14 protein-coding genes and 1 tRNA gene are annotated in these 16,828 nt (G+C 60.2%); 6 read left to right on the plus strand and 9 right to left on the minus strand.

Annotated elements, in window-relative coordinates; translation table 11 throughout:
• Window positions 1-53 precede the first annotated feature (53 nt).
• Window positions 54-130 (minus strand) — tRNA-Ile (locus C1876_RS02535).
• A gap of 181 nt (window positions 131-311) precedes the next feature.
• On the opposite strand from C1876_RS02535, the gene C1876_RS02540 reads away from it, so the two are divergent.
• Complete coding sequence (locus tag C1876_RS02540; RefSeq protein WP_114545156.1) at window positions 312-1,187, plus strand: LysR family transcriptional regulator; 876 nt, start codon at window positions 312-314, stop codon at window positions 1,185-1,187.
• A gap of 162 nt (window positions 1,188-1,349) precedes the next feature.
• Complete coding sequence (locus C1876_RS02545; RefSeq protein WP_114545157.1) at window positions 1,350-1,862, plus strand: bifunctional nuclease family protein; 513 nt, start codon at window positions 1,350-1,352, stop codon at window positions 1,860-1,862.
• A gap of 6 nt (window positions 1,863-1,868) precedes the next feature.
• Here C1876_RS02545 and C1876_RS02550 read toward each other — a convergent pair whose 3' ends face one another.
• The 8 genes from C1876_RS02550 to C1876_RS02585 form a co-directional block, all read right to left on the minus strand.
• Window positions 1,869-3,509: an MATE family efflux transporter gene (locus tag C1876_RS02550; protein ID WP_114545158.1), complete on the minus strand. Its 1,641-nt coding sequence runs from the start codon at window positions 3,507-3,509 to the stop codon at window positions 1,869-1,871.
• 208 nt (window positions 3,510-3,717) lie between these two features.
• Complete coding sequence (gene gyrA / locus C1876_RS02555; protein WP_114545159.1) at window positions 3,718-6,516, minus strand: DNA gyrase subunit A; 2,799 nt, start codon at window positions 6,514-6,516, stop codon at window positions 3,718-3,720.
• Window positions 6,517-6,526: 10 nt separating this feature from the next.
• On the minus strand, window positions 6,527-8,479 hold the full coding sequence (gyrB, locus tag C1876_RS02560; protein ID WP_211309484.1) for a DNA topoisomerase (ATP-hydrolyzing) subunit B: 1,953 nt from the start codon (window positions 8,477-8,479) through the stop codon (window positions 6,527-6,529).
• A 177-nt stretch (window positions 8,480-8,656) separates the two neighbouring features.
• Window positions 8,657-9,226, minus strand: a complete 570-nt coding sequence (locus C1876_RS02565) for a phosphoadenosine phosphosulfate sulfotransferase (RefSeq protein ID WP_114545161.1) — start codon at window positions 9,224-9,226, stop codon at window positions 8,657-8,659.
• Window positions 9,223-10,344 (minus strand): DNA replication/repair protein RecF, encoded by a 1,122-nt coding sequence (recF, locus tag C1876_RS02570; RefSeq protein WP_244910003.1) that lies wholly within the window; start codon window positions 10,342-10,344, stop codon window positions 9,223-9,225. Before recF ends, C1876_RS02565 begins: the two co-directional genes overlap by 4 nt.
• A gap of 18 nt (window positions 10,345-10,362) precedes the next feature.
• The gene (gene dnaN / locus C1876_RS02575) at window positions 10,363-11,463 is read right to left on the minus strand and encodes a DNA polymerase III subunit beta (RefSeq protein WP_114545163.1); all 1,101 of its coding nucleotides are present in this window, start codon (window positions 11,461-11,463) and stop codon (window positions 10,363-10,365) included.
• A 338-nt stretch (window positions 11,464-11,801) separates the two neighbouring features.
• Window positions 11,802-13,352, minus strand: a complete 1,551-nt coding sequence (gene dnaA / locus C1876_RS02580; RefSeq protein ID WP_114545164.1) for a chromosomal replication initiator protein DnaA — start codon at window positions 13,350-13,352, stop codon at window positions 11,802-11,804.
• Between the two features lie 66 nt (window positions 13,353-13,418).
• Window positions 13,419-14,507: an ATP-binding protein gene (locus C1876_RS02585; RefSeq protein WP_244910004.1), complete on the minus strand. Its 1,089-nt coding sequence runs from the start codon at window positions 14,505-14,507 to the stop codon at window positions 13,419-13,421.
• A gap of 755 nt (window positions 14,508-15,262) precedes the next feature.
• Between C1876_RS02585 and rpmH the strand changes: the two genes are divergently transcribed.
• The 4 genes from rpmH to C1876_RS02605 are packed head-to-tail and all read left to right on the plus strand — an operon-like array spanning window position 15,263 to window position 16,814.
• Window positions 15,263-15,397 (plus strand): 50S ribosomal protein L34, encoded by a 135-nt coding sequence (gene rpmH / locus C1876_RS02590; protein WP_013981168.1) that lies wholly within the window; start codon window positions 15,263-15,265, stop codon window positions 15,395-15,397.
• A complete protein-coding gene (rnpA, locus tag C1876_RS02595) occupies window positions 15,339-15,737 on the plus strand; it encodes a ribonuclease P protein component (protein WP_227112429.1) in 399 nt (132 codons plus the stop codon). The genes rpmH and rnpA overlap by 59 nt, the downstream gene beginning before the upstream one ends.
• Before the next feature lie 10 nt (window positions 15,738-15,747).
• Entirely contained in the window at window positions 15,748-15,981 is a 234-nt protein-coding gene (yidD, locus tag C1876_RS02600; RefSeq protein ID WP_114545167.1) for a membrane protein insertion efficiency factor YidD, read from the plus strand.
• A 47-nt stretch (window positions 15,982-16,028) separates the two neighbouring features.
• Window positions 16,029-16,814, plus strand: coding sequence for a YidC/Oxa1 family membrane protein insertase (locus tag C1876_RS02605; protein WP_114545168.1), 786 nt, complete (start codon window positions 16,029-16,031; stop codon window positions 16,812-16,814).
• Window positions 16,815-16,828: the final 14 nt, after the last annotated feature.

The following is a 16,828-nucleotide window of genomic DNA, read 5'->3' on the forward strand; positions in this document are numbered from 1 at the left end:
TAAACGCTCCACCGGCTAACTCGGCTCACGGTGGAGCGTTTATTGCTAAAAAATGGTGGGCCCGAATGGATTTGAACCAGCGACCTCACGCTTATCAGGCGTGCGCTCTAACCAACTGAGCTACGGGCCCAAAAAAAGTGCCTGATCACTATATGACGAATGGAGGGGGTCGGTCAAGCGCTTTTTGAATATTTCTTACCAGTTTTTGAATATTCGGCAACGAACGCAATTTCTCGCACCTCCGGTTCGTTCCGTGCAGAACGTGGTACGCTTTACCGGTTCGCGTTACCACGCCGAGGGGAGGCCGAGCTATGAACATCAAGCAGATCAACTATTTCATATCTGTCGCCAACCACGGCAGTTTTTCGTCAGCGGCGCGCGAATTCGGCATCTCCGTGCAAGCTATGTCGAAAGCGATGACCGATCTTGAGTCGGAGTTCGGCGCGGTTCTCTTCGAGCGCACGCATCAAGGCATCTCGCTCACTTCGCTCGGCGAAGAATTCCTCCAGAAAGCCACGCCCGTGTGCACTTCGTTTCGCGAGCTCGAGGAAATGGGCGACACCTTCGGCAAAGAGCAATCGAAACTGAGCCTGTTCCTCTGCGCGCCGTCGTTTTGCCGCAACGCGAAAGCGCGCGCCGACATGGCCGCGTTCTTCGACAAATGTCTGGAAGCCGAAACGGACGTGTCCATCGGCACGTGCGAGCAGGGGCTCGAAACCATCCGCGAAAGGCGGTGCGACGCGCTCATCACCATCGGATCGTTTTCGCATCCCGACTTCGACTGCTTCGCCATAGGCACGGTGCCCACGGGTATCTGCATGCCGAAGAACCACCCCCTTGCTACGCAGAAGGAAGTCACCCTCAAGCAGCTCGCGCCGTACCGCATCATCGCGTCGAAATCGTTCGACCACTTCAACGAGTCCATCTTCGTCACCTACGAGAAGGAGGGGCTCTATTCCGAAGTGGTGGAGCCGCCCTACTACGATATGCCGCGCCAGTTCTACCTCAAGCACGGGGTGTGCTTCATGGTGAACGTGGCGCAGCTCGGCGAGATGCTGCCGCGCAGCGTCATGGTGCCCATCGCGGCTGAAGACGCGAAAGCCATTCCCATCTGCCTTATCACGCCGAAAGGCGCGAAGTCGCTCGCGTACCAACGTCTCGAGCACTTGCTGAAACAGCGCGTCTGACGCGGGCGCGCCGAGCGGTTCGGCGTCCGCATCTTGAAAGCAAAACGCCACGGCAATGCAATCGTCGTACGCAGCAAAGCGGTATAATCGGATGACGCGTCTCACACGGCGCGGCGCTCAGGACGCCCGACGCCTGCAATCGCCTTGCGAGAAGGAGCATCGATGATTCCCGTCACCATTCAAACGCTGATCGTCTCAACGTCTCCGTCGCCTTCCATCGTGGTGCTGCAACCCGTTGAGGATGCACCCCAGGAAGGGAAGTCGCGCATCGTGCCCATTTGGGTGGGCGTGAACGAAGCGACGCAGATGGGCATCGCGCTTGAGAAAGCGCGCTTCTCGCGCCCCATGACCCACGACCTGTTCCTCGACGCGCTCACGAACCTCGACGCCCGCGTCGACCACGTGGTGATCAACGACGTGCAGGGCTCCACATTCTTCGCGCGGCTCACGCTGCGTCAGCACGACCGCCTCATCGACCTCGATGCGCGGCCGAGCGACGCCATGGCGCTTGCCGTGCGCCAAAAGGCTCCCATTTACATCGAGGAAGAGGTGCTCGAACGCGCGTCGTTCCCCTACGTGCTCAGGCGCGAAGAACCCTCCCAAGCCACCGAGGCCGAGCTTTCGGAATTCAAGAAGTTCCTCGAAGAACTCGCCCCGGAAGACTTCGAGGAGTAGCGACAGCTACCACATGGAGGTTATCGCGTTGAGGATGGCCTGCACGACCGCGTCCGTCAACCCGCCGTCGTCGGCAAGCGCGAGCCCCATCACCGCCGTCAAGCTGAGCGCGCCAGGCTCCTTCGGCTTTTTGAGCACGAACATGGACGGCTTCACGTAGGACACCGCCGCCTCCGGCACCTCCCTGGCCTCCTCGGCTTCCTTCGCGCGCCCGAGCGCGCGGCGCCGCCACCCTCCGCGCGCGAACGTGATCATCAGGAAGCCGGCGCGCAGCCATTCGTCCACGCACATGGCAATCCACATGCCCACGATGCCCCAGCCCATGCCGATGCCCAGCACGTATCCGCCGGCCACGGCGAATATCCACGACGAGATGACGTTCACGGTCACCGGCGTCTTCACATCGCCCACCGCGATGAGCGCTTTCACCATGACGATGTTGAGCGCGCGCCCGATGCCGAGGAAGATTTCCACCAGCAGCACCTGACGGCCCAGTTCGTGCACCATCGGGTCGGCCGTGAACAAGCCGAACACGGCATCGGCGTTGAGCCAGATGAGCGTCGACACGCACGTGGTAAGCGCGACGGCGATGAGGTCGGCCACCCACACCCGGCGCGCCACCGCGTCGAACTTGCCGGCGCCGAACAGATATCCCAGCACGATCTGCGTCGCTTGCGACAGCGCGATGGAATACAGGTACGCGATACCCGCGATCATCGAGCAATACACCTTCACCGTCACCACCGTCGTGCCCAGCACGTTGATGAACGACAGGATGACGATCTGCGCCATGTCGTAGTTCATCTGCTCGCCCGACGAAGGGATACCCACGCCCAGCATGCGCTTGAGCGTGATCCAGGGAAACGGCCGCAGATACCGCAGACGCATGCGCACGTCGGTGTGTTTCAGCACGAGACGGCACGCCACCACGAGGCCCACGACGCGCGCTACCACGTTCGCAACCGCGGCCCCTTCCACGCCGAACGCCGGCACGAACGCGATGCCGCCGATGAGCGCCGCACTCGCCGCGATATTGACGGCATTCATCACGAGGCTCGCCTTCATGACGTCCGCGCCGCGCGCGTAGCTGCGCAGCAGCGCCGTGAACGCGAAGAACGCGCCCTGCACCACAGTCGTCGATCCCACGATCAGCAAAAACGACGATGCCATACCGGTGATGGACCCGTCGATGTTGAGCCACGAGAAGAACTGCGGCCAGAAGACGAACAGCACGGCGGTCATCACGGCCGCCAAGCCGATGTTCACCACGAGGGCCACCGTCGCGATTTCCGACACCGCGCGCGTGGAGGACGAATTTCCCAGCACGCGCGTGACGAGCACGGTCGAGGCCGTACCCATGGCCGAGAGCGCGATGGTGACGATGTTGAGTATCTGCAAGGCATTGCCCACCGCGGCAGCCGGTTCGGAGCCGAGGGGAGCGAGCATGAATTGGTTGATGTTCCCGATCATAATTTGCATGAACAGTTCAACGAACAGCGGAACGGAAAGCACGAACACGTCACTCGCCGTGGTCTTCTCCGCCGGTGCGCGGCGGGCACGGTCGCGACGCGTCGTGCGTGCGCGTTTCGCCGCATCGCGTGCTTTTGAGGTCAAGCGAGCTGCATGCGCGGCAGCCAAATGGTACATGGGTTTTCCATCCCCCTTTCGGTTCAACGGTTACGGGCCGTGCAGTATACGGCACGGTAACGACCCGTCAGGGGGAAGTACTTCCATCCATCGTATGCGCATTCATGAGTGAGAAACGATGGAAATGTTTCACGTGAAACATTTCCATCGCTTGCGGCGCGCCAATAAAGAAAGGGCCCCGCATCGCGGGGCCCTTCGCACTCATTCGTTACTCGGCGTCTTCAGCCTCAACTTCGACTTCGACGTCGGCTTGAACTTCAACGTCTCCGCCGTCTTCCAGATCGTCTATCTGGCTTTCGTCCAGCTCTTCGCCTTCGCCGGGGGCGCCGGCGGCTTTCTTCTTCTTGCCGCGGCTCGAGATAGCCACCGCCGTCACGCGGTCCTTCGCCGCCGCCTTCATGACGCACACGCCCTGCGTGGAGCGCCCGAGTTCGGAGATGCCCGACACCGGCGTGCGCACGACAACGCCCTCCTCGGACATGATCATGATCTCGTCGTCTTCGCCGACGATCTTCATGACGGCCAGCAGGCCCTTCTTCTCGGTCATCGTGATGGTGAACACGCCCTGGCCGCCGCGATGGTGCTCGGGATATTCCTCGATGGGCGTACGCTTGCCGTAGCCCTTCTCGGTGATCACGAACAGGTCGGTGTCAGGCTGCGCGATCTCCATGCCCAAAACCTTGGCGATCGGCGGCACGTTCATGCCGCGCACGCCCATCGTGTCGCGACCCATAGCACGCACTTCGCCCTCGTCCCACATGATGGCCTTGCCGGCGCTCGATACCATGAGCACCTTCTCGCCCGGCGCCACGCGGCGCACGGCGATCAGCTTGTCGTTGTCCTTCAGGCTGATGGCGATGAGGCCGTCGCGACGCGTGCGGTCGTACAGGTCCATCGACGTCTTCTTCACCATGCCGTGCTCGGTGGCGAACATGAGGTACTCGTCGGACGGGAAGTCCTTCGTCGCGATGACGGCCGAGATGGTCTCGCCCTTCTCAAGCGGCAGCAGGTTCACGATAGCCGTGCCGCGCGCATGGCGCGACGCCTCGGGCAGTTCGTACACCTTGAGGCGATACACCTTGCCGGCCGTGGAGAAGAACAGCATGTACGCATGCGTGGAAGCCACGAACAAGTGCTCCACGTAGTCGTTGTCCTTGAGGTTCACGCCCTGCATGCCCTTGCCGCCGCGCTTCTGCTGGCGGTAGGTTGCCACGGGCAGACGCTTCACGTAGCCCGCCTTCGTCATGGTGACCACCATGCTCTCCTCGGCGATGAGGTCCTCGACGTCGAGGTCCTTCGCGGCTTCGGACAGCAGCGTACGACGCGGGGTGCCGTACTTCTTCTTCACCTCGAGCAGCTCTTCCTTGATGATGTCGTGGACGAGCTTGTCGTCAGAAAGGACGCGCTTGAAGTACTCGATCTTCTCGAGCAGTTCCTTCAACTCGTCTTCGATCTTCTGATGCTCCAAGCCGGTGAGGCGACGCAGGCGCATCTCGAGGATGGCGGAGGTCTGCTTGTCCGACAGGCCGAAGCGCTCGGTCATCCGCGCGGCCGCTTCCTTGTCGGTCTGCGACGAGCGGATGATGTGGATGACTTCGTCGATGTTGTCGAGCGCGATGATCAAACCCTCGAGGATATGGGCGCGCTCCTCGGCCTTCGCCAGCTCGTAACGCGTACGACGGACGATGACCTCTTCCTGGTGCATGATGTAGTAATGCAGCATCTCTTTGAGCGACAGCACGCGCGGTACGCCGTCCACGAGCGACAGCATGATCACGCCGAAGCCCACCTGCAGCTGCGTGTGCTTGTACAGCTTGTTCAGCACCACCTGCGGAATGGCGTCCTTCTTGAGATCGATGATGATATCGATGCCGTGGCGGTCGGCCGCGTCGTGGATGTTGCTGATCTCGGGCAGCTTCTTCTCGCGAACGAGTTCGCCCAGCTTCTCCAGGAGGCGGTTACGGTTCACCTGGTAGGGAATCTCGGTGACCACGATGGAGTTGCGGCCGTTCTTGCCTTCTTCCACCTTGCACTTCGCGCGCACGGTCAGCGAGCCGCGGCCCGTTTCGAACGCGTCGAGGATGCCCTTCTTGCCCATGATGATGCCGCCGGTGGGGAAGTCCGGGCCGGGCATGACCTTCATGAGCTCTTCGGTGGTGATCTCGGGGTTGTCCAGCATGAGACAGGTGGCATCGATCGTCTCGCCCAGGTTGTGGGGCGGGATGTTCGTGGCCATGCCGACGGCGATGCCCTGCGAACCGTTCACCAGCAGGTTGGGGAAGCGGGCCGGGAGCACCGTGGGCTCCTCGAGGCTTTCGTCGTAGTTCGGCTGGAAGTCGACCGTTTCCTTCTCGAGGTCGCGCAGCAGTTCCATGGCCACCTTGTCGAGACGCGACTCGGTGTAACGCATGGCCGCCGCGCCGTCGCCGTCGATGGAGCCGAAGTTGCCGTGACCGTCAACGAGCGGCACGCGCATCGAGAACGGCTGAGCAAGGCGCACCATGGCGTCGTACACGGCCGTGTCGCCGTGCGGGTGGTACTTGCCAATCACGTCGCCGACCGTACGGGCCGACTTCATGTGGGGACGGTTCGGCGTGTAGCCGGACTCGTTCATGGCGTAGAGGATGCGGCGGTGAACCGGCTTGAGGCCGTCGCGCACGTCCGGCAGGGCGCGCGAGACGATAACGCTCATGGAATATTCCAGGAACGACGTCTGCATCTCCTTGCCGAGGTAGGCCGTGCGCACGATGGTGCCCTCGCCGCCGTTGGCGCCCTCCACGATGGACCCGTGCGGGTTCGCCATCGTCGACATGTCGATCAGCGCGCGAGCCTTGTTCTCCTCGGACACGAACCCGCCGGGGCGCGACGACCCGTCGTCCTCCACGTCGTCGAGCACGTCGTCGTTGTCATCATCGGCGTCGTCGCCGTCGTTGTCGGCAGCGTCGGCGTCGTAGTCCTCCTCCGCGCGATTCAAAAACTCGTCAAAGGAATCGTTGTTGTCTGCCACGTATCTCTCCTTAAATGTCCAGGAAGCGGACGTCGCGGGCGTGCTTCTGGATGAACTCCTTGCGCGGCTCAACCTGGTCGCCCATGAGGTCGCTCACGACGCGCTCAGCTTCGGCGGCGTCGTCGATGCTCACCTGCAGCAGCGTGCGCGTGGCGGGTTCCATCGTGGTTTCCCACAGCTGATCGGGGTCCATCTCGCCGAGACCCTTGTAGCGCTGCACGTCGAACTTGTTCGGATCGTCGTACTCGGCCAGCACCGAGGACAGCGCGCTCTCGTCGTAGATGTAGCGCTCGATCTTCGGAGAGCGGGAGTTCTTCTTCTTGAGGCCGAAGATGGGCGGCTGCGCGATGTAGATGTAGCCGCGATTGATGAGTTCCGGCATGTAGCGGTAGAAGAACGTGAGCAGCAGGATGCGGATGTGCGCACCGTCGACGTCGGCGTCGGTCATTATGACGATGCGGTGGTAGCGCGCCTGGTCGGCGTCGAAGTCGTCGCCGATGTTCGTGCCGATGGCCGTGATCAGCGAGCTGATGGTGTCGGAGGACAGCGAGCGGTGCAAGCCCGCGCGTTCCACGTTGAGGATCTTTCCGCGAAGCGGCAGGATGGCCTGGTGCTTACGGTCACGCGCCTGCTTGGCCGAGCCGCCTGCGGAATCGCCCTCTACAATGAAGATTTCGGAATCGGCCGGCGTCTTCGACGAGCAGTCCGCCAGCTTGCCCGGCAGCGCGAAGGAGTCAAGCACGCCCTTGCGGCGCGTCATCTCGCGCGCCTTGCGCGCGGCTTCGCGGGCCTTAAGGGCCTGGGTCGCCTTGCCGATGATGCGCTTCGCCGGCGTCGGGTTCTCCTCGAGATACTCGGCCAGGCCTTGCGTCACGGCGTTCTGCACGAGCGGGCGAATCTCGGTGTTGCCCAGCTTCGTCTTCGTCTGGCCCTCGAACTGCGGGTCGTGCAGCTTCACCGACACGATGGCCGCGCAGCCCTCGCGCGTGTCGTCGCCGGACAGGTTGGAATCCTTCTCTTTGAGGATGCCTTTGTTGCGCGCGTATTCGTTGATGGTACGCGTAACGGCCTGCTTGAAGCCGTCGAGGTGCGTGCCGCCTTCGTGCGTGTTGATGTTGTTCGCGAATGCCATGACGGAGTTCGTCGAATAGGACGTCGACCACTGCATGGCCACTTCAACCGTGCCGTCGTCGTTCTCGGCCTCGAAGTAGATGGGCTTGTTGAGCGTTTCCTTGCCCTCGTTCAGGAACCTCACGAAGTCGACGATGCCGCCGGCATACTGGAACACTTCCGTGCGCGGCTGACCGTCGGCGTCGGTGACGCGCTCGTCGTACATCACGATCTTGAGACCCTTGTTGAGGAACGCCATCTCGCGGAAACGCGCCGCCAGCGTGTCGTAGTCGAACACGGTGGTCTCGGTGAAGATCTCCGGGTCGGGCCAGAACGAGACCGTCGTGCCGTTGCCCCGCTTCGTGGGGCCCAGCTCGTGCAGCTTCTCGGACGTCTTTCCGCGGTCGAAGGCAATCATGTACTCCTTGCCATCTTTGCGCACCTTCACCTCGACGTGGGAAGACAGCGCGTTCACTACGGACACGCCTACGCCGTGCAGGCCGCCGGACACCTTGTAGCCCTCGCCGCCGAACTTGCCGCCGGCGTGCAGGATGGTGAGCACGACCTCAACCGTCGGGATTTTCTCCTTCGGGTGCTTATCGATGGGGATACCGCGTCCGTTGTCGTCGACGCTGATCGAGTTGTCCGCATGGATCCATACCTTGATCTCGTCGCAGTATCCGGCGAGCGCTTCGTCCACGCCGTTGTCGACGACCTCGTACACGAGGTGGTGCAGACCGCGCGGACCCGTCGAGCCGATGTACATGCCCGGACGCTTGCGGACCGCTTCCAGGCCCTCGAGGACCTGAATGTCAGAACCGTCGTAATGGTCAGGTTTGTTTGCCACTGACATGCTCCTTTTATAGTGCGATGTTGAGTGATGAACGTGTGTTTTCAACGCGAACACACGAACCGTAAAATTTTACCATATTTGAACTTCCGTACCAATAAAAACCATCACTTGTGGAGGGTTTCAGAAGCCCCAGAAGGCGCGATCTCCAATTCACACGTGATTTTTAACCTTGCAGCCTTATCTGCGCTTCGTGTCGGCACGTATTGCCCTCGCAAGGGCAGCGCGCACCGCAGGGCTTTCCACCGATTCAATATGCTCTTCAAGCGCGGCAAGCTCCTCGGGCGTCAACGGAGGCCGCGGCGGCTCGCTGCGCCCGGCACGCGATGAGGAAGACGTCGCCGGGTCCTCTTCGCGGCGGAAGGGATGGCGCGATTTCATCTCGAAGCGCGAGGGTAGGATGCGGAACGTCTCGACGTGCTCGCCCTGCTCCTTGAGCTTCATCTTGAGGAATTCCTGTCGCGCATCCAAATCCGAGCGGATGAGGCTGTCGTCGGAATACACGACGAGCTGCGACCCAGTGCCGGTGTGCGACGCTTTCGAAGGCGCGCCGGCCACCACCTCGTCGGCGCCCATGATGTACACCGCGTTGATGTGGCCGAGCACCATCTCGGCCGCGTCCTTGTACACCGCTTCCACGGCATTGCGCCATGCGACGTTCACCGCAGCGGCGCGTTGCGCCTTGACGGAGGCGTCGTCGCCTGCGGCAAGCTGCGTCATGAGATCGTTGAGGGCGTTGCCAATCTTCATGGGCGCTCCTTTCCCAATTCCACGATGCGCGCGGCTGACAGCAGATCGTCGTCGAAGTAGGAGAGGTTCGTCGTGGTGATGAACGTTTGGATATCCCCCGAGATGAACGCGACGAGCGCGCGGCGGCGCGCGGCGTCCAGCTCGCTCATCACGTCGTCGAGCAGCAGCACGGGCTTCTGATGCAGGATGTCCTGGATGAGCGTGGCCTCGGCCAGCTTGAAGGCGAGCACCACCGAGCGCTGCTGTCCCTGGCTCCCGAACAGCGCGGCGTTCTTGCCGTCGATGAAGAACTCGATGCGGTCGGCGTGCGGGCCCACGAGCGCCCGATGCCGTATGCGCTCGTCGGCAGCGCGCCGCTCGAGCGCATCGGTCAGCTCCGCGCGCGCTTCGTCGCGGCCAAAGGTGTACGTAGCGGGCACCATCGGGTCATGCGGGCGCCACGAGGGCACGAAGCACGCCTCGAGGCGCTCGCGTCCGTCGGTGATTTCGGCATAGTAGGACGCCATCGACGCCGCCAGCTTCTCGAACAGCGCCGCCCGGTAGCAAGAGAGCTGCGCCCCGCACGTGACCAGCGTTTCGTTCATAGCCGCCACGAGCGCCGCCGGGGCCTCGTCCTTGAGCAGCCGGTTTTTATGGCGCAGCACCTTCTCGTAGTCGCGCCTGATCAGGTAATGGTTCGCGGACAGCTGAGAACCCAGGGCGTCAAGCGCCGCGCGGCGCACCGACATGGCCCCCTTCGCCAAATCGAGGTCGTCAGGGGTGAACGTGACGGACGGCACGAGGCCCTTGAGGTCCGCCGTGCGCTTCGCCTTGCCGTTCAGCAGGTGCTTCTTCTTGCCTTCGGCCAGCTGCACCACCAACTCGAGTTCGCGGCTGCCGTCCGTGACGTCGGCTGCGAGCCGCGCGAAGTCCGAGCCCGCGTGCACGAGCTGCTCCACGGGCGCGTGGCGAAACGACGACTGGGCGGTCAGCAGCTGAATGCCCTCGATGATGTTCGTCTTGCCCACCGCATTCGGGCCGACGAGTACCGTGAGCGGCCCGATGCCGTCCAAATCGAACGACTCGTAACTGCGAAACGTCAGAAACGAGATATGGGTGATGGCAAGATCCACAGGCACACGCGCCGCAGCGCGTCCTTACGAAATGCGTACGGGCATGACGAGGTAGAGGAAGTTCTCGCCCTCGGCGGATTTGAAGATGCCCGGTTTGAGCGACGACTGCACCTCAAGGTACACGTTGTCCGTGTTCACCGACGACAGGCCGTCCAGCACGTAGGCGTAGTTGAACGCGATTTCCACATCCTCGCCTTCGCCCTCGCACGACAGCGTCTCCTGAGCCGAGCCCACGTCCTGCGCCACGGCCGACAGCTGCGCCGTCTGCGAGGCGATGTTGATGTCGAACCGCACCGGCGAGCTCGTCTGCCCCAGCAGCGACGTGCGCTTCACGCCGGCGATGAGGTGACCCACGTCCATGCTCACGCGCGTGACGTAGGAATCGGGCAGCAGCTGACGGTAGTTCGGGAAGTTTCCCTCGAGGCGGCGGTTGATGAACACGGTGTCGTGATACGTCACCACGATCTGATTCTCAGCGAGCGCCAGCTTCAGATTCTCGTCCGAACGCGGCAGCGAGGCGATTTCCTGCAAGAACGAACCCGAAATGACCGCCTGGAACTCCTCCGCGGCAGAATCTTCCAGCTGCGTCTCGGTGATGGCCAGTCGATACGAGTCGGTAGCCACCATCTTCAACATGGAATCTTCCAGCGTGATGAGCACGCCCGTGAGGATGGCGCGGCTCTCGTCCTTCGACACGGTGCGCGCCACGCGCTTCACCATGGAAGCGAACTGCGCGAACGGAATGGCGATCTCCTGCTGCACGTCCACATGGGGGAACCCGGGGAAGTCTTCGGCATCGAGCGTCTTGATGGAGAACGACGCCGTGTCGCACGTGATAACGGCCGAATCGTCCTCGGCTTCCACATGCACGGCCGCATCGGGCAGGTTCTTCACGATGTCGGAGAACAGCTTGCCCGGCACCACCGCTTTGCCCGTCTCTTCGATAAGCGCCGACACCGAGTATTGAATGGACAGCTCGAGGTCGGTTGCCTGGAGCGTGAGCGTATCGTCGTGCGCATCGAGATAGATACCCGACAGGATGGGAAGCGTCGAGCGCGTAGCGATGCCCTTGAGTACGACCGACAGCGCGTTTTGCAATTCTGATTGGTTGATGCTGAATTTCAAGAGGTTCCCTTTCTCTTAACGGTGCTCAGTATGGCATAGAAGCGCCGAGGGGTTCAAATGTTTCACGTGAAACATTCTGGTTTGTAAACGGGTTTGATCTTCTCTATATATATCTAAGTTTTTAATAATGATAATAATAAGCACGGTGGAAATGTGGAAAACCAGCGTTACCGCACGTCAAGCTCAAGAAATAATGCGATTTCGGCTGGGCAGTTCGGGTACCCTCTTTCAACATCAATTATCGCTAAAATTATCTTTCCATAGGGTTGTACCACTTTTCGGCAGGTTGTCAGTCATGTTTCAGTCATCTTTCCGCCGAACGCGCGTACGCTTCTATCCTACATTTCGTGAATCAGCTGCCTCAGGGCTTCCAATTCCTCGCGCAACTCGCGGTTTTCCTTCATCTTTTCCTCCACGTTCGTCACCGAGTACATCACGGTGGAGTGATCGCGGTTGAACTTCTTGCCGATATCGTTGAAGGGAAGGTCGAGCATCTGTCGGCACAGGTAGATGGCGATCTGCCGCGCGTAGATGATGTTGCGCGTGCGCTTCTTTCCCACGAGGTCGGCATGGCTCACCTTATAAAAGGTTTCCACTTCCTTTTGAATATCGGCGATGGTGAGCCGCTTGGAGGGCCCGCCGGTGAAGTGGTTCTCCAAGAGCGTGCGCACGTCGTCGAGCTTCAGGTTGGGCTGGTTGAAGAACGTCATTTGGTAGATGACCTTCGTGACGGCGCTCTTCAACTCGCGGATGTTCGAGCTCGAGCTTTCCGCGATGTACATTTGAATGTCCTCGGGGATGTTGAAGTCGTGCGAGCCTTCCGACTCGCGGTACTCGTCCACGAAGCTCTTCACGATGCCCAGCTTCGTCTCGATTTCGGGAGGCTGGATGTCGAAGGTGCCGCCCGAGTTGAAGCGGCTGCGGTAGCGTTCGTCGATGTCGATGTTCTTCGGCGCGCGGTCGGCCGACAGCACCACTTGACGGCCCTGGCTCGTCAGCTTGTTGAATATCTGGAAGACGATGTCGAGCGTCTGCTTCTTGCCCTGCAGGTATTGGACGTCGTCGATGAGCAGGACGTCGGCCTCTTCATAGCGCGTTTTGAAGTTCTTGTAGCTCGATTTCTGCTTGTCGTGCGCGGCGGATGCCTCCATGTAGTCGCTCAACAGCTCGGCCGAGTCGACGTAGATGGTGGACAGCTGTGGCATGGTCTCGTTGATGTAGTTCTGAATGGCGCGCATGAGGTGCGTTTTCCCCAGACCCGACTTGCCGTAGATGAACAGCGGGTTGAGGTGCGCCTTGCCGGGCATCTCGGCCACGGCCACGGCCATGGAGTACGCCATGCGGTTCGAATCGCCGATGACGAAGTTCTCGAAGGTCAACGTGGAAGCCGGGCTGTCGGGGCCGTCGAGCGGGCCGTCGTCCAATTCCACCGCAAGGGCGCGGCGGGGGCTGTCGGCTTCCCGCGCCTCTTCGCGCGGCGATTCTTCGGCGCCTGCTTCGCGAGCCGGCTCGCTCGGAGCCGGCGCAGGCGTCGCCGCAGGGGCAGCTGCCGGCGCGGCGGCGGCCGGAGCGGGCGCGGCGGCGGCCGGAGCGGGCGCGGCGGCGGGCGCGGGCGGTTGTTCGGCCGCGGTGATATCCACTTCGATGATCACGGTGAACGGTATATGGTACAGATCGTTCAACGCGCGCTTGATGAATTCAACGTAATGGCGCTCGATCCAGGTCTTGATGAAGTCGTTGTCCGCCGTGATCATGAGGAACCCCTCGCTCATGGCCTGCGGGTGCAGGCGCGAGAAGAACGCGTTGATCTGCGAGGGATCAATATTGTTGTAGCTTTTGACCTGGTCGCATACTTCCAACCAGACTTGTTCGAGTTTTTCGCTGTTCATAGCTTGCTTCCTTGATGGGGGCATCTGCGGGCGCCACCCGCCGCGGCTTTGTACGTGTATACCAGATTATAGGGAATTTGCCACGTGGTATCCGAGATCGGTCAGGATACGCTTCTGTCCGACGGTCTTTTCGATAAGGCCGTTCTCCTCCAGCTTGGACAGCGTGACGTACGTGCTCGATTGCGGCACGCCCGTCAAGCGCGACAGATCCGTCACGCCGAGCGCACCCTCGTTGAGGAAGATCGGCAGGAAGTCGCGTTCGCGCTGCGACAGCGGCGGAATGAGCGGCGCCACCGGGTACTGTCCGGCCATCGCGTGACCCTGCACCGGGTACTTCGGCGCGCCGCCCTGGTAGTACGGGGGCATGCCCTGCTGCGGCGCGTACGGGTCCTGCTGATAGCGCGGGTCGTACTGTTGCTGCTGCTGGTAGCGCGGCTGCATGAGCGGCTGCATGAGCGGCTGCTGCTCGGCCCCGTAGCCGTACGTCGGCCGCGCCGGGGCGCTTTCCACCGGGTACTGAGGGGCTGCGTATCCGTATTGATCCTGGTAGATGGGCTGCTGCGGCTGTTGCTGCTGCGCGAGGTCCTGCGGGTTGAACGGCTCTTGCGGCTGCGAGAGGGCCCCGTCGGGTCGAAGGCTGATGGTAACCACGGCGCCCGTTCCCAGGTTGTCCTCGATGGTGATGGTGCCGTGCGAGAAGTCCAGGTACTCCTTCACGATGGGCAAACCCGACCCGACGCCGCGAATGTAATGCTTCATCGGCTCGACGGCGGACGTGAATCCGGGAATCTGCGCCTGGTCCTTGAACGGGATGCCCGGGCCTTGGTCGGCGAAGCGAATGGTGTTGCCGTCGTCGAGGATGGACACGGTCGCTTCGGCGAAGCGCGCGTGGATGAAGTTTTCCGACACTTCTCTAATAACGGTGTACGGAATGGTCCCGCCGGCGCTTTTCGCTTGTTCGTAAATCTTGGAAGCGAGGCTTTCAATAAATTCAGCGGTCGGCGCGGGATGGATCTCCGTTACGCGCGGCGCGCTGCGGAGATCGTCGTACAGGGCGATCCGAGCGACGGCGCGCACCTGCGTGTAGTCGAACGACTCGGTGCCGTCATCAGCGGATTCGTCCTGCTGATCTGCTTTTTCAATCTGGTTGTCCAATGGTGTTCCGTTTTCAGATTCGATATTCAGCATTTTTCAAAGGCTTTCAACGGCATTGTAGCGTTTTTTCCATTCTGAATCTATCCACCTGGGGAATTCATAGCATTCAAAACATTGCATTCATCCATTTATAAAAGTCACCCTCCTTTCCACACGGGCTTTTCAACGTTTTCCACATTCTATTCAGAAAATGTGGAAAACGTTGGAGAAAGCTTTTAACAAGACGGATGAACGTTGGTGAAAACCGTGCAAAAATGTTGATATATTCCGGTCTGAGAAGCGCTGGAGCCGTTGAATTCCCGGAAGAATGGAACATGACCGTTTGGCTTCATTCGCGTGAAGAACGCGTAACGCATGCTCTGAATTGGAAATTCTCGAGCTCTGACCTTGTTCTAAAATACCAGGTCAGACCTTTGTTAATAAGTCTAATCATCCTTCGTGCCTGATGAGAGGCTTGTAAAAATTAAAGAAATCATCTCTTGACAAACAGGTGACTTTAGAGATTTCCACAACGGGTCTCGAATGAAATGCGAGTTTTCCACCTTTTCCACAATTTGAGTGTTCGTAAAAGCGGAAAACGTCGGAGGAAAACGCGATATGCCGCCGTTCGTGGGCAATCAGAACATGCTTTCGAGGTTTTCCACGTATGGATGCCGTATGAAGAATGATGCAACCTTCTTGTGGGTTTTCCTTGACTCCCCGGTTACGTGAGCTATACTTTCGAGGTTGCTCTAAAACCATGAAAGGGAATCAATATGAAGCGCACGTACCAACCTAACACTCGTAAGCGGGCTAAGTGCCACGGTTTCCGTGCTCGTATGTCGACGAAGGGTGGCCGCAAGGTGCTGGCTGCTCGTCGCGCTAAGGGTCGCAAGCGCCTCTGCGTGTAAAGAGAGCTTTAGGTTGGAGACTATTAAATCCCGCGGGGATATCTCCGATCTGTTCTCATGCGGCAAGCGTCTACATACGCCGTACCTTACGTTCATAGTGTTACCCACGAAGCAGCACGGCCCGCAAGGTCGTGTTGCTTTTATTGCGGGTAAAAAATCGGGGAACGCGGTATGGCGCAACAGCGCGAAACGGCGTATGCGAGCCATCTGCCATGACCTGGGTGGTCCTTGGGCGGGCTATGATGTGATATTTCTCGCGAAGTCGGGCATCATGAGGAGTTCTTATAGTACAGTGCATACAGCATGTGCCGAGACGTTGAAACGCGCTGAGTTACGGTAGGGTTCGAGAGATGAAGGCATGTTTGAAACAGGTGCCGTGCAAAATCGCGGTGTTTCTCATCACCTTCTACCGAGCTGCCATTTCTCCTATGTTCCCTTCCTGCTGTCGTTTCACGCCAACTTGCTCCGAGTACGGGCTCATAGCTTTTCAGCGCTACGGGTTCTGGCGGGGCCTCAAGCTCACGGTGAAACGTGTGCTGCGTTGTCGTCCGGGGGGTTCGCACGGCTACGATCCTGTTCCATAGGGGTCGACGCACGGGCTTCTTTGGTATAGAGGAAGGAACAACTGAACATGTGGGACGTATTTAAGGATTGGATATTCGACGTTATCCAGTTCTTCTACAACTTCTGCGGCGACTGGGGCTTGGCCATCATCCTTGTCACCATCATCTTCCGCATACTCATCTCGCCTTTGATGCACAAGCAGACGAAGTCGTCTTTCCAGATGCAGAAAGTGCAGCCGCTCATGCAAGAGCTGCAGCGCAAGTACGCTGACGACCAGCCTCGCCTGCAGGAAGAGATGCAGAAGCTCTACGCCGAGGTGAAGTTCAACCCGCTCGCCGGCTGCCTGCCCATGTTGTTGCAGATGCCTATCTTCATGGCTCTGTTCCAGGTGCTCCAGGAGATGGGTTCGCGCACGTCGGGCACCACCTACGAGTTCTATCACCTCGTTCCCAACCTGGTTGTTCGCCCCTCTGAGGCATTCGTCAGCGGTTTTGGAACGTTTGTTCCCTATTTGGTGCTCATGATTATCTTCGCAGGCGCCACCTTCCTTCCGATGGTGCTCATGCAGATGGGCAACAAGGACAACCCGCAGCGCAAGCAGACCATGATCATGGCCGCCGTTATGAGCGTGTTCATGCTGTGGATCAGCTGGGGTTCGCCCGCTGGCGTGCTCCTGTTCTGGGGTGCGTCTTCGCTCATGGGCCTTGCGCAGCAGCAGATTTCCATGCGTATCATGAAGCGCCGTGACGCCGAAGCGGCTGAGACCGTCGAGGTCAAGCCCATCGAAGTTGACGTCACCCGCAAGGAGAAGAAGCCTCGTCCCACCAAGAAGGATACGACGAAGCGGAAGTAGTTGCAGGTACCGCG

Source organism: Eggerthella sinensis, assembly GCF_003339815.1.
In the GTDB taxonomy this organism is placed as follows: Bacteria; Actinomycetota; Coriobacteriia; order Coriobacteriales; family Eggerthellaceae; genus Eggerthella; species Eggerthella sinensis.

What these genes read in the sequence shown, in the direction of transcription:
- rpmH (WP_013981168.1), top strand. Translation starts at nt 15,263, where the DNA reads ATGAAGCGCACGTACCAACCTAACACTCGTAAGCGGGCTAAGTGCCAC.
- C1876_RS02540 (WP_114545156.1), top strand. Translation starts at nt 312, where the DNA reads ATGAACATCAAGCAGATCAACTATTTCATATCTGTCGCCAACCACGGC.
- gyrB (WP_211309484.1), bottom strand. Translation starts at nt 8,479, where the DNA reads ATGTCAGTGGCAAACAAACCTGACCATTACGACGGTTCTGACATTCAG.
- C1876_RS02565 (WP_114545161.1), bottom strand. Translation starts at nt 9,226, where the DNA reads ATGAAGATTGGCAACGCCCTCAACGATCTCATGACGCAGCTTGCCGCA.
- C1876_RS02605 (WP_114545168.1), top strand. Translation starts at nt 16,029, where the DNA reads ATGTGGGACGTATTTAAGGATTGGATATTCGACGTTATCCAGTTCTTC.
- yidD (WP_114545167.1), top strand. Translation starts at nt 15,748, where the DNA reads ATGAAGGCATGTTTGAAACAGGTGCCGTGCAAAATCGCGGTGTTTCTC.
- dnaA (WP_114545164.1), bottom strand. Translation starts at nt 13,352, where the DNA reads ATGAACAGCGAAAAACTCGAACAAGTCTGGTTGGAAGTATGCGACCAG.
- C1876_RS02550 (WP_114545158.1), bottom strand. Translation starts at nt 3,509, where the DNA reads ATGTACCATTTGGCTGCCGCGCATGCAGCTCGCTTGACCTCAAAAGCA.
- C1876_RS02545 (WP_114545157.1), top strand. Translation starts at nt 1,350, where the DNA reads ATGATTCCCGTCACCATTCAAACGCTGATCGTCTCAACGTCTCCGTCG.